The 13,126-nt window shown below is 64.8% G+C and carries 9 protein-coding genes; 3 read left to right on the forward strand and 6 right to left on the reverse strand.

The window, feature by feature from the left end; translation table 11 throughout:
• The first annotated feature begins 16 nt into the window (after positions 1-16).
• The gene (locus Q0319_RS08320) at positions 17-2,410 is read left to right on the forward strand and encodes a heavy metal translocating P-type ATPase (RefSeq protein ID WP_299451749.1); all 2,394 of its coding nucleotides are present in this window, start codon (positions 17-19) and stop codon (positions 2,408-2,410) included.
• Positions 2,411-2,419: 9 nt separating this feature from the next.
• Here Q0319_RS08320 and Q0319_RS08325 read toward each other — a convergent pair whose 3' ends face one another.
• Positions 2,420-3,388 carry a Gfo/Idh/MocA family oxidoreductase gene (locus Q0319_RS08325; protein ID WP_296465616.1) on the reverse strand — a complete coding sequence of 323 codons (969 nt, stop codon included), beginning with the start codon at positions 3,386-3,388 and terminating at the stop codon, positions 2,420-2,422.
• 273 nt (positions 3,389-3,661) lie between these two features.
• On the opposite strand from Q0319_RS08325, the gene ilvD reads away from it, so the two are divergent.
• The gene (ilvD, locus tag Q0319_RS08330; protein ID WP_296465613.1) at positions 3,662-5,551 is read left to right on the forward strand and encodes a dihydroxy-acid dehydratase; all 1,890 of its coding nucleotides are present in this window, start codon (positions 3,662-3,664) and stop codon (positions 5,549-5,551) included.
• Between the two features lie 99 nt (positions 5,552-5,650).
• Here the strand turns inward: ilvD and Q0319_RS08335 are convergent, their stop codons facing one another.
• On the reverse strand, positions 5,651-6,031 hold the full coding sequence (locus tag Q0319_RS08335) for a helix-turn-helix transcriptional regulator (RefSeq protein WP_296465609.1): 381 nt from the start codon (positions 6,029-6,031) through the stop codon (positions 5,651-5,653).
• A 150-nt stretch (positions 6,032-6,181) separates the two neighbouring features.
• Here Q0319_RS08335 and Q0319_RS08340 point away from each other — a divergent pair, with 150 nt between their 5' ends.
• Positions 6,182-6,511, forward strand: a complete 330-nt coding sequence (locus tag Q0319_RS08340) for a hypothetical protein (protein WP_296465606.1) — start codon at positions 6,182-6,184, stop codon at positions 6,509-6,511.
• Here the strand turns inward: Q0319_RS08340 and Q0319_RS08345 are convergent.
• From Q0319_RS08345 to Q0319_RS08360, 4 genes are all read right to left on the reverse strand, one after another.
• Positions 6,478-8,610 carry a M3 family metallopeptidase gene (locus Q0319_RS08345; protein WP_296465604.1) on the reverse strand — a complete coding sequence of 711 codons (2,133 nt, stop codon included), beginning with the start codon at positions 8,608-8,610 and terminating at the stop codon, positions 6,478-6,480. The two genes, Q0319_RS08340 and Q0319_RS08345, sit on opposite strands and share 34 nt — an antisense overlap.
• A gap of 200 nt (positions 8,611-8,810) precedes the next feature.
• Positions 8,811-9,671, reverse strand: coding sequence for a bifunctional methylenetetrahydrofolate dehydrogenase/methenyltetrahydrofolate cyclohydrolase FolD (gene folD / locus Q0319_RS08350; protein WP_296468821.1), 861 nt, complete (start codon positions 9,669-9,671; stop codon positions 8,811-8,813).
• A gap of 254 nt (positions 9,672-9,925) precedes the next feature.
• Positions 9,926-10,549 (reverse strand): response regulator transcription factor, encoded by a 624-nt coding sequence (locus Q0319_RS08355; protein ID WP_296468819.1) that lies wholly within the window; start codon positions 10,547-10,549, stop codon positions 9,926-9,928.
• A complete protein-coding gene (locus tag Q0319_RS08360) occupies positions 10,549-12,927 on the reverse strand; it encodes a PAS domain S-box protein (RefSeq protein WP_363322254.1) in 2,379 nt (792 codons plus the stop codon). Before Q0319_RS08360 ends, Q0319_RS08355 begins: the two co-directional genes overlap by 1 nt.
• Positions 12,928-13,126: the final 199 nt, after the last annotated feature.

A 13,126-nucleotide genomic window follows, 5' to 3' on the forward strand; every position in this document is an offset into this window, starting at 1 on the left:
CCGATCGAGATCGAGCATGACCGAACAATCGCTTCCCGAGGCGGGTGTGCCAGAGACGACCTGGTCGCTGCCCGTGCAGGGAATGACCTGCGCCTCGTGCGTGGGAAGGGTGGAGCGCGCGCTGCGCGCAGTGCCTGGCGTGCGCAGCGCCAGCGTCAACCTGGCAACCGAGATGGCAGAAGTGAGGGCGGACGACACCGTACCGCCCTCTGCCTTGCGCGCTGCGGTGGAGAAGGCCGGTTATGCCGTGCCGGCCGAGACCGTGGACTTGCGCATCGAGGGCATGACCTGCGCGTCGTGCGTGGCCAGGGTGGAGAAGGCGCTGTCTCGCGTGCCGGGGGTGGTCAAGGCCGAGGTGAATCTGGCGACGGAGACGGCGCGCGTGGAGCTCGCAGCCAGGGCGGGCTGGGCAGACCTGGCCGCGGCGATCGAAAGGGCCGGCTACCGGGCGCGACCGCTCGAGGCGGAGCAGGCGCCTGCCAGGCGCTGGCCCGATTGGTGGCCGGTCGCCCTGGCCGGGGCCTTGTCTTTGCCCTTGGTACTGCCCATGCTGTGGATGCCCTTCGGCATCAGCGCGATGCCGGGAGCGTGGTGGCAGCTGGCGCTGGCCACCCCGGTGCAATTCTGGTTGGGGGCGCGCTTTTACCGGGCCGCCTGGAAAGCGCTGCTGGCGCGTTCCGGCAACATGGACTTGCTGGTGGCGCTAGGAACCAGCGCGGCCTACGGCTTGAGCGTCTACCGCCTGTTGCGCCATGGCGGGTCGGGACATTTGTATTTCGAGGCCTCGGCAGTCGTCATTACCCTGGTACTGCTGGGCAAATGGCTGGAGTCGCGCGCCAAACGCCAGACGACGGAAGCCATTCGTGCGCTCAACGCCTTGCGCCCCGAGGTGGCGAGGGTACGCAAAGGGGAAAGTGAGGTCGAGGTGCCGCTGTCGGCCGTCGGCGTCGGCGACCTCGTCGTGGTCCGGCCGGGCGAGCGCATTCCGGTGGATGGCACGGTGGTGGAAGGTTCGAGCCACGTGGACGAGTCGCTCATCACTGGAGAGAGCCTGCCCATTTCCAAGCAGGAAGGCGAGCGGGTCACGGGCGGGTCGGTCAACGCGGAGGGCGTGCTGGTCGTGCGCACCGCGGCGGTTGGCGCGGAATCCATGCTCGCGCGCATCGTGAGGTTGGTCGAATCGGCGCAGGCCAAGAAAGCGCCCGTGCAACGCCTGGTGGATCGCGTCAGCGAGGTATTCGTGCCGGCGATCGTCGGCGTGGCCGCGGTGACGCTGCTGGCGTGGGGGTTGACGGCGGGAGACTGGGAGGCAGCGATCTTGAACGCGGTCGCCGTCCTGGTCATCGCATGTCCATGCGCATTGGGCCTGGCGACCCCAGCCGCCATCATGGCCGGAACGGGCGTGGCTGCGCGCCGTGGCATCCTCATCAAGGATGCCGAGGCGCTGGAGGTCGCGCACCGGGTCACGGTAGTGGCGTTCGACAAGACGGGCACCCTGACGGAGGGACGTCCGGAATTGGTGGCGGCGGAAGCGGTGTCGGGCAACACGGCTGAGTTGCTTGCGCTCGCCGCAGCACTGCAGGCGGGCAGCGAGCATCCACTGGCGCGGGCAGTGATGGCCGCAGCCAGGCGTGAAGGTGTCGTTCCGCCGCGAGCATCGCAGCTGCGCGCGGTCCCAGGACGCGGCATGGCGGGGCTCGTCAATGGCCGCGAACTCAGGCTGGGAAACGGCAGGCTCATGCAAGAGAGCGGCGTCGATACGAGCCCGCTCGCAGCGCGTGCTGCCGAACTCCAGGCGCAAGGCCGCACGGTGTCGTGGGTGGGGAGCGCGGGAGGCCAGCCGGCACTCATCGGGCTGCTGGCCTTCGGCGACACGCTCAAGGCGGGAGCACTTCAGGCCGTGCGCAGCCTGCATGCGCAGGGCATACGTAGCGTCATCTTGACCGGCGACAACGCAGGGGCTGCGCACGCCATCGCGCAAGCCTTGGGCGTCGACGATGTGCGGGCCGAAGTGCTGCCGGAGCACAAGGCCGAGGCCATCACGGAGTTAAAGCGCGGCGGTGCGGTCGTGGCCATGGTCGGCGACGGCATCAACGATGCTCCCTCGCTGGCCGCAGCCGACGTGGGAATTGCCATGTCCACGGGCACTGACGTCGCCATGCACGCCGCGGGCATTACCCTGATGCGCCCTGATCCTGCGTTGGTGGGAGATGCCATCGACATCTCCCGGCGCACCTACGCCAAGATTCGCCAGAACCTGTTCTGGGCCTTCGTCTACAACGTGGTGGGCGTGCCGCTTGCCGCCCTGGGCTTGCTCAGCCCGGTGATCGCCGGGGCGGCCATGGCCTTGAGCAGCGTGAGCGTGGTGTCCAATGCCCTGTTGCTGCGGCGTTGGAGGGGGCACGCTTGAGGGAAAGGCTCAGTCCTTTCCGTGCATGATGCGATCGATTCGATCCAGCGCGCGCATGGCCGGGAGCACCGACGCAATGTCGCAGCGGCTGGGGCGGCCCTCTTTCAAGGCAGCGATGAATTCAGCATCCTGCGCCTCGAAGGCGGGCAGGGCTTGCGGGACGTCAACCGGCTTGCCTTCGCTGTCGCTTAGCTCATCGCGAAAGGCTCGGTAGGTTTCTTCTTCGCCAATGTAGCGGTAGAACCCGCCGAATGGCCCCTTGTTGTTGAAGGACATCGCCATCGTCAGCAGCGTGCCGCGCTGGCGCGAGCGCATCGCCACCGTCATGTCCATGGGGATGCCGAGTTGTGGATGGTCGGGCCCTCGCTGGCCCCAGACCTCGACATCCGTCTCATCGAGCAGCCAGCAGAACAGGTCTACCGTATGGCAAGCGTGGTGCCAGAGCAGGCTGTCTACCCAGGTGCGGGGCTCGCCGAACATGTTGAGGTTATTGCGCCGGAAGAAATAGGTCTCGCAGACGAGGTGATGAAGCTGGAACTCCCCCTTCCTGACGCGGTCGCGCAGGTATTGGTGGGGCGGCGCGAACCGGCGGCTGTGGGCCACCATCATGGGCACCCCGGTTTCAGCTTGGATGCGGACCAGGCGCTCAGTGTCTTCCAGGTTGAGCGCGGCGGGGATTTCGATCAGCATGGGTTTGCCCAGCCGCGCCGCCAATTCGGCGTGTTCGGCGTGGTGGCCGGAAGGCGTGGCCAGCACCACGGCGTCGACGTCCGGCCGGGCAAGCGTGGTCGCCAGATCATCGCTGCAGTGAGGGATGTTCCACTGCTCGGCCAGCTGCTTGCCGCGACGCAGGTCGCCCACGGCCAGCGCGGTGACCTCCACGCCCGGCATGGACGCGAAAATTCGGGCGTGTGTCGACCCCATGGCGCCTTCGCCGGCTATGCAGAGGCGGATGGTAGAAGACGAATGTGCTGGCATGAGTGAGTCTCCGTGGTAGGCGAGCAGTCGGCGCCGCGCTGCGATGGCGGAGGTGGCGCCTGCATGCCGGTATTGTATGGGGCCCGCCGCGCGAAGCCGCCATGTGTCCAGCAAGGAGAAACGACGCAAGGATTTGGGAACGATAACTATTTTCTATTTTGCCAAGTCGACCGCCTTCTTCCCCGCCTTGCGAGAATCGGCCTCGCAACCCGGGTGAAGGGGCTTTCCGCCCTATACTAGAGCGTTACGTCATTTTCTCTCGTGAGTTCCACCATGCCGCAATACCGTTCTCACACATCCACCCACGGTCGCAATATGGCGGGGGCGCGTGCGCTATGGCGCGCGACCGGCATGAAGGACGGAGATTTCGGCAAGCCCATCATCGCCGTCGTCAATTCCTTCACGCAGTTCGTGCCCGGGCATGTGCACCTGAAAGACCTGGGGCAGATGGTGGCGCGCGAGATCGAGGCTGCCGGCGGCGTGGCCAAGGAATTCAACACCATTGCGGTGGATGACGGCATTGCCATGGGCCATGGCGGCATGCTGTATTCGCTGCCTTCCCGCGAGCTGATTGCCGACTCCGTCGAGTACATGGTCAACGCCCATTGCGCCGACGCGATGGTGTGCATCTCCAACTGCGACAAGATCACTCCGGGGATGTTGATGGCTGCCATGCGGCTGAATATCCCGGCCGTGTTCGTGTCGGGCGGCCCCATGGAAGCCGGGAAAGTCATCGAGGCTTACCATCCCGCCCAGGACGTCGGTGGCCAGAAGATCATCAAGGTGGACTTGATCGACGCCATGATCAAGGCCGGCGATCCCACCGTGTCCGACGCGGACGTCGAGAATTACGAGCGTTCCGCCTGTCCGACTTGCGGATCGTGTTCGGGCATGTTCACGGCCAACTCCATGAATTGCCTCACCGAGGCGCTGGGCCTGTCTTTGCCCGGCAACGGCACGCTCGTGGCGACGCATGCCGACCGCAAGGATTTGTTCCTGCGTGCCGGGCGCCTGGCCGTGGAGCTGTGCAAGCGCTATTACGAACAGGGGGACGCCTCGGTCTTGCCGCGCAGCATCGCCACCAAGTCCGCGTTCGTCAATGCCATGTCGCTCGACGTGGCCATGGGCGGCTCGACCAATACGGTGCTGCACCTGTTGGCGGCGGCGCAAGAGGGCGGCGTGGACTTCACGATGAGCGACATCGACCAAATTTCCCGCCGCGTGCCCTGCCTGTGCAAGGTGGCGCCGGCCACGCAGCAATACCATATCGAGGACGTCCATCGCGCGGGCGGCATCATGGCCATATTGGGCGAACTGGATCGCGCCGGCCTGCTCGACACTTCCGTCTCCACGGTCCATAGCAAGACCTTGGGCGAGGCGATCGCCGCCTACGACGTCATGATCACGAAGGATGACTCGATCCATGCGTTCTACCGGGCTGCGCCCGGAGGCGTTCCCACGCAAACGGCCTTTAGCCAGGACAAGCGCTTTGACAAACTGGACCTGGACCGCAGCGCGGGGTGCATCCGCGACAAGGCCCACGCGTATTCGCAAGACGGCGGGTTGGCGGTGTTGTATGGGAACCTGGCCGAGAACGGCTGCATCGTCAAGACGGCGGGCGTGGACGAGAGCATCCTGAAGTTCGCGGGCAAGGCGCGCGTCTTCGAGAGCCAGGAAGATGCCGTCGACGGCATCCTCGGCGATGCCGTACGGCCCGGAGACGTCGTCATCATCCGCTACGAAGGCCCCAAGGGAGGCCCGGGCATGCAGGAAATGCTCTATCCCACCTCCTATCTCAAGTCCAAGGGCCTGGGCAAGTCTTGCGCGCTGCTGACCGACGGTCGTTTCTCCGGCGGCTCCTCGGGCTTGGTGATCGGCCATGCGTCGCCGGAAGCGGCCGAGGGCGGCACGATCGCCCTGGTGGAAGAGGGCGACGTCATCGAGATCGACATCCCTAACCGCATCATCAACCTGCGCGTGGACGCCGCGGAATTGGCCAAGCGGCGCGAGGCCATGGAAGCGCGTGGAGACAAGGCCTGGAAGCCGCTCGACCGGCGGCGCGTCGTTTCGCAGGCGCTGCAGGCATACGGCATGATGGCTACGTCGGCCGATCGCGGCGCCGTGCGGGATATCTCGCAGCTCACGCGCGCTCGCGCACGCTAGGGCGCGGCGCCTCGAACGGCGCAACGGCGGCTCCCGACATTCCGCGGGGCCGCCGTTTTTTACATGGATGGATCCGGCGCGCGAGGCGCGGGCGCAAAGTTAGCGCTGCGCCTCGCCTTCTTTTTGCATCCGGGCGAGGAGCCTGGCGAACTCGATCAAGAGTTTGCGGTGATGCGCATCCAGCGCGGCGGCGGCGTGTTGCAGCGAGCGGGTGTCTTCATCGCCGTAGGCAAGGACGTCCCCTTCGCGTAGTTCCTGCCCGCCGCGAACGACTTGGACGTTTTCGACCAAGGCGTAGAGATCTGTGACGCCCACGTTCATTGCGCGGGCGATGTTTTCCAGGCGCGTAATGGACGGCTTTTGCTTGCCGGTTTCGATGCGCGAGAGATTGCCGGCGTCGGTTCCGACCTCCATGGCGACTGCCTCGAGCTTGAGCCCGAGTTTTTCTCGCGTCTGCCTGATCGCCGAGCCTATGTGCATGGCGCCATTGTCCGAAACGGCTTGCTTGGCACGCAAAGCGTGGGACGCAAAAATTTAGGGTATATTTTGCGTTGTAAGCAAAAGTTACATGGCGCCTCGGGGACGGACTACGAAGAAGGGCGCCGTATATGCCACCAAGAATTGCGTGTCATGCAAGCCAATAATGCTGTTACTGAACTGCTCGTGCTCAGTGGCCTGGATAGCAAAGGGCGCGTTGCTTGGATGTTCGTGCCCGGGGGATGGGACATTGCGGCACTGGAACGGCGATTACCGTTTTCCGGAAGTCGCCATACTCCTCAGCGAGAGGCGGTGGTTCCGGTCGACGTGGCACGGGAACTGACGGAGCGCTACGGAGAGCGCCCCTTCCGAGAATTGCCCGATACGCCGAGTCTAGCGCGGTTATTGTCGGACGATATCGCTGCCGTCAGGATCCTGGTCGCCCGCAATCAAGATTCCACCTTTTCCGCCATTCCGCTGTGACGCAGCAGCGCCTCGATGCTCGGATCCCGGCCCCGGAATGCCCGGAAGGACTCGATGGCCGGGCGGCTGCCGCCCACCTGCAGAATCTCCCGCAGGAAACGTTCCCCCACGTCGGGCCGTAGCGTGTCGGTCGTAGCGGCTTCTTCGAAGGCGGCATAGGCGTCTGCGGACAGCACTTCGGCCCATTTGTAGCTGTAGTAGCCGGCTGCATAGCCGCCGGCGAAAATGTGGCTGAAGGTGTGGATCCAGCGCGAAACCTCCGGCTGCGGCAAGACATGCATGCGGTCGTTGACCTCGCGCGACACTTCCAGGACGCTTTTCCCGCCGTCCGGGTCGAAGTCCGTGTGCAGATGCATGTCAGTCGCAGCCAGGACGACCTGGCGCAGCGTCATCAAGCCGCTTTGGAAATTCTTGGCCGCAACCATTTTGTCGTACAGCTCGCGCGGCAGCGGTTCGCCGGTTTGCACGTGGGCCGTCATTTGCTGGAGCACGGCCCACTCCCAGCAGAAGTTCTCCATGAACTGGCTCGGCAGCTCGACCGCATCCCATTCCACGCCGTTGATGCCGGACACGCCGAGGTCTTCCATTTGCGTCAGCATGTGATGCAGGCCATGGCCGAACTCGTGGAACAGGGTAATGACTTCATCGTGCGTGAAGAGCGCGGGCTTGCCGCCGCTAGGCGGCGTGAAGTTGCAGACGAGGTAGGCGATGGGCGTCTGGAGCTGGCCCGACGGGCGGCGGTAGCGCGTGCGTGCGTCGTCCATCCAGGCGCCGCCGCGCTTGCCGTCGCGCGCGTAGAGGTCCAGGTAGAACTGGGCGAGCAGCGTGCCGGAGGCAGATTCCACGCGGAAGAAGCGGACGTCCGGGTGCCAGGCGGGCGCGGCGTCGGGGCGGATGCGGACCGAGAACAGCGTTTCAATGACCCGGAAGAGACCGGCGAGTACCTTGGGTTCCGGGAAGTATTGCTTGACCTCGTTTTCCGAAAAGGCATAGCGCGCCTGGCGCAGTTTCTCCGAGGCATAGGCAATGTCCCAGGGCTCCAGTTCGGCAAGCCCCAGTTCCGCTGCCGCGAACTCGCGCAGCTCGCGCAAGTCTCGCTCGGCGTACGGGTACGCGCGCTCGGCCAGCTCGGACAAAAACTTCTGCACCTGTTCGGGCGTCTCCGCCATCTTGGGAACCAGCGAGACTTCGCCGTAGTTGGCATAGCCGAGCAGCTGCGCTTCTTCGCGGCGCAGACGCAGCAATTCCAGCATGATGGCGCTGTTGTCCCATTCTGGCTTGCCTTGCCCATATTCGGGACCGAGCTCGGACGCGCGGGTAACGTGGGCCTTGTACATGGTCTCGCGCAACGCCCGGTTGTCGGCGTATTGCAGGACAGGGAAATAGGATGGGAAGTGCAGCGTGAATTTCCACGCAGGCGCGTCGTCACTGCCTTCGCGCGCCTTGCGAGCAGCTTCGCGCGCTGCTTCTTTCACGTCGTCGGGCAGGCCGGACAGCTCCGATTCGTCGCGCACGACGAGCGAGAAGGTATTGGTGGCGTCGAGCACGTGGTCCGAGAACGACTTGGACAGCGTGGCCTGGCGTTCCTGGATCTCCGCAAAGCGCGGTTTCTGGCTCTCGGGCAGCTCGGCGCCGCCAAGGCGGAACTGACGCAGTTCGTTTTCGATTTGCTTCTTGCGGGCGGGCGTCAGGCGCTTGAATTCTTCGCTTGCCGCCAGCTCCTTGTACCGTTCGTACAGTGCTTGGTTCTGGCCCAGGCCGGCCCAGAATTCCGTGACGCGCGGAAGGTTTTCGCCATAGGCGGCCCGCAGCTCGGGAGTGTCGGCCACAGCGTTCAAGTGCCCCACCACGCTCCACGCGCGCGACAATCCTTCGGTGCCTTCGTCCAGGGTTTCCACGACGTTCTGCCAGGTAGCCGGCGCGCCTGCGGCCTGGTCCGCCTCCAGCTTGGCCACTGCGGCCTGCGCCCGTTCCAGCAAGGCAGAGATTGCCGGCGTGATGTGTTCCGGGCGGATGGCTTCGAACCTGGCCAGGCCCGATAAGTCCATCAGCGGGTTGTCGGCGAGGTCGGCAGGTTGCTGGGCAGGGCTTTGCGTCATAGAGGTGACTCCGAAAGACGATGGTTCGGGCAGGCCGCAAGCACGGCAGGCCACATGGCCTCCGCGTGTTCGGCGGACGCTGCCTGAAACCTATGTGGGGATATTCTCGGCGAAATCCAGTGTGCCGGGGGCAAAGCCGGCCGCCGGAAAGAGGCGCCGGGATCCGGCGCCGCGCCCGCCGGGCGCAAGGCGCGAGAAGCTCAGCCGCGCGTGGCGGCCACGCGTTCGGCCGACTCCAAGGTGTTGGCCAGTAGCATGGTGATGGTCATCGGGCCGACGCCACCTGGCACGGGGGTGATCCAGCCGGCAACTTCAGAGACGCTGGCAAAGTCGACGTCGCCGCAGAGTTTGCCGTTTTCGTCACGGTTGATGCCGACGTCGATCACCACGGCCCCGGGCTTGACCATATCACCCGTGACCGTGTTGCGGCGGCCCACGGCCGCCACGATGACGTCGGCCTGGCGCGTGTGGTAGGCGAGGTCTGGCGTGGCGCTGTGGCAAATGGTGACCGTGGCGTTGGCCTGCAGCAGAAGCAGGGCCATGGGCTTGCCCACGGTGTTGCTGCGTCCGATGACCACCGCATGCTTGCCGCGCAGGTCATAGCCCGTGCTTTCGATCAGTTTCATGCAGCCGTAGGGCGTGCAAGGGCGGAACCCGGGAAGTCCGGCCATCAGTTCGCCTGCGCTGAGCACGGAGTATCCGTCCACATCCTTGCTGGTGGAAATCGCCTCGATCACCTTGTGTGGGTCGATGTGCTTGGGCAGCGGCATTTGCACCAGGATGCCGTGGATGGACGGGTCACGATTGAGCTGGTCGATCCGGGCCAACAGCTCGGCCTCGCTCATCGAGGCTTCGTATTTCTCGAGTACGGAATGAAAACCGGCATCGTGGCACGCCTTGACCTTGTTCCGGACGTACACATGCGAGGCCGGGTCGTCTCCCACCAGGATCACCGCCAGACCGGGGCGCGTGCCTTGCTCAGTGAGCTCGGCGGCTCGCCGGGCGATGTCGGAGCGGATCTGCTTGGAAAGTTCGTTGCCGTTTATCAGGCGTGCGGGCATGGCGGTAGGGGGAAGAGTGGAGGAAACAGGGACGCGGCGCGTCTGGGATGATTTTAGCGCAAGGGGAGGGGCGGCCTACGCGTACCCGCGGCGCAACCAGGCGCTGCGGCTGCGCGGTCTCGCCCCTGCGGCCAGGCGCGAGGCCGCCCGAGCGGCGCGGATGCGCCGCGCCGGGTCATGGGATGTCAGTCAGAATGTAGGGAGGGCCGGCAGTTGGCCCGTCCGGCATGCGTTCCGTCGACGGGGAGCGAGGCCTAGGCCTGCGGCCGGTGGTGCAGCGCCACTTTCATTAGGTCGGCGACCGTGGTGACCTGCAGCTTTTCCATGATGTTGGCACGGTGGGCCTCGACCGTCTTGATGCTGATCCCGAGGTCGTCGGCAATCTGCTTGTTCAGCCGGCCGGCCACGATGCGCTCGAGGACTTGCTGCTCGCGCACCGTCAGCCGCGCGAGCAGCGCTTCGTTGTTGCGGCGGGTCGCTTCGTCGGCCGCACGCGCATGCGCCTGTTCCAGCATGTTGGCGATGATTTGGCGCAGGTCTGCCTCGTTGAACGGCTTCTCGAGGAAGTCGACCGCGCCCTTCTTCATGGTGGAGACTGCCATGGGGACGTCGCCGTGGCCCGTCACGAACACGATGGGGATCGTGGCCTTGCGCGCGATCAATTGTTCCTGGAGCTCCAGCCCCGTCATTCCGGGCATCCGAACGTCGGCGATTAGCACACCGATCACTTCGGGATCGTATTCGGCCAGGAAACGTTCCGCGCTTTCATAGGCCCGTACTCGATAGCCGTTGGCCTCCAGCAGCCAGCGGAGAGAATCGCGCACGGCTTCGTCGTCATCGACAATGAAGACCGTGCTGGACTGGGGCGTAGTGCTCATTAGGTAAGCTCCTTGGGGGCGGATTCCAGTTCGGGGGCCGAGCCGGTCGGCTGCGTCGGACGTATCAACGGAAGCGTAAACCTGAAAATGGTACCTCCGGAAGGATTGGGCTCGGCCCACAGCCGGCCGTGATGGAACTCGATGATCGTGCGACAGATGTTCAGGCCCATGCCCATGCCTTCCGATTTCGTGCTGTAGAAAGGCTCGAACAGCCGATCGGGGTCGGCCAAGCCATGGCCGCTATCGATCACCGCCACTTCCACCATGTCGTCGCGCACGTTCGCTTCCACCAGCAGCTCCCGCTTCTCCGAGTCCTGCATGGCTTCGAGGCCATTCTTGAGCAGGTTCAGCACCACCTGCTCGATGAGGATAGGATCAGCGAGAACGTCCGGCAACTGTTCGGGTATTTTTTGAATGATATCGATTCGCCGGGTCCGGGACTCGATCCCGGCGAAACCGACCGCATTATCCACGATCGTGGGCAAGCTTACCCGCTGTCGCTTGGGTTCGCTACGCTTCACGAATTCGCGGATGCGGCGGATGATCATACCCGCACGCTGGGCCTGTGCGGTGGTTTTTTCCAGGGCAGGCAGCAATTTGGCGGGGTCGGTGTCTCCCGCGCGGACCAGCGCCACTACGCCCATGCTGTAGTTGTTGATCGCGGTGAGCGGCTGGTTCAGCTCATGGGCGAGCGAGGAGGCCATTTCCCCCATCGTGATGAGGCGGCTGGTGAGCTGGATCTTTTCCTGCTGCGCCCGCGAGGCTTCTTCGGCGGCGCGCCGCTCGGTGATGTCGCGCGCCACCTGCATCCGCACGCGCCGGCCGTCCACCCACTGCAGCATGCGGTGCCGGACTTCGAACCAACGGTGCGTGGACGGGGAGTAGACCTCGATCGCCTCGTCGGTAAAGCGGCCGCGCCGGCCGGCGGATAGCTCGTCGTGGCCGGTGGCCTGCGAGCCCAGCACGCGCCGGTAGGTTTTGTTGGCGAAGAGGAGCTCCGACCCTTTGGGTGTCTCGGCCGTGACGGAGATGGCATCGTCCAGGCCTTCGAGCACCGTCATGAAGCGTTCGTGCGCCGCGGCCAGGGCCTCGCGGATGCGCTTGGGCTCGGTGATGTCGGTCATCGAGGTCATCCAGCCGGTCTGCACGCCGCGCTGGTCGAGCAGCGGCGAGACGTACATGCGCGCATAGAAGATGGAGCCGTCGCGGCGCTGGGCTTCCATCTCGAAGCCGCTGCTGGGCGCGTTGCCCGACAGGAGCATCTCGGTATTGCGCCACTGGGCGGCATGGTCGCCCTGGGGCCAATAGGGATAGGGGGGCATGCGGCCGAGCAGGTCCGCCTCGTCCCAGCCTATCATCCTGCAAAAGGCCGGGTTCACGTAGGTGATGCGGCCTTCCATGTCCAACACGCGCATGCCGGTCAGCATCGAGTTTTCCATGGCCCGCCGGAACGCGGTTTCGGCGATCAGGGCCTGTTCCGCCTGGGAGCGGAACCGGGTGTGGCGCCACAGCGCGAGCAGGCTCCAGATAATGACCGCCGAGAGCGACACCACCACCCAGACCAGCATGGTCTGCGAGGTATCGGTCTGCGTGCGGTAGCCCCTGGCGCTCAGCATCATGCCGTTGCCCGGCGGGTCCAGCGGCACTTCATAGGAGTTGATGGCGCCTTTGTCCGCCCGCGACGACGAGGAGACCAGCGGCATGTCATTGGCGTCGAGGATGGTGACCTTGTACTTGCGCGCCGTTTCCTGGGGAATGAGGTGCTGCAGCATGCCATCCACCGAGTACACGGTGGCCAGCGTGCCCAGGAAACGCTCCTCCTGGAAAACCGGCACGTAGAGGTCCAGGTAGACCTCGTTGTATTGCCCGCGATAGGGGCGGGAATAGGCGGGGCGGTGTTCGTCCCGCGCGATTTCGAACGCCCGGAAGGCCTCGGGCTCGGCGGCCCCTGGCGCGCTCATCCGAAAACTTTGGCCGGCGCGGCTATCCGGCGAAGAAACCCATACCGCTTGCCGGTCGGCGTTGATCCAGGCCACGTGGATGATTTCCGGGTGTTCGACCAGGATCTCCTTTGCGTCGTCCAGGAAGCGGCTCTCCGCCATTCCATTGCGCACCAGGTCGCGCCCGAGCGCGCCGATGCGGTCGCGCGCGGCCAGCATGCGCAGGCGCATCGATTGCTGCGCCCAGTCGACGTCGCGCACGAGGGTGCCGTAGCGTTGGGCGTCGTCGCGCGCGTCCAGCCACCAGAGGATGGAGCCCATGACGCAGACGAACAGGCCCAAGGCGATGGCGGGCGTCAGCCAATACCAGCTGCGGCGGCGCAGGCGCCCGAGATCCTTGAACGGCGCCGGAATATTGGAAGGATGAACGGTAGACATGGAGAAAGTTTACGCACATGCGTGCGCGTAGGAATCCGTTAGGTGGTTTATTGCAGTGCAGAATGCTTTTATTCCGGATCCGTGCTAGATTTCATATCGTGGTAAATGATATCGTAACGCGAAATTTTTATTGCATCGAAGGCTCTCCGCCTTCTAGAATCGCGCCGCAGTTGCAACAGGGCCCTAGTTTTACATAGGC

Source organism: uncultured Pigmentiphaga sp., assembly GCF_937950555.1.
Classification (GTDB): Bacteria; Pseudomonadota; Gammaproteobacteria; order Burkholderiales; family Burkholderiaceae_B; genus Pigmentiphaga.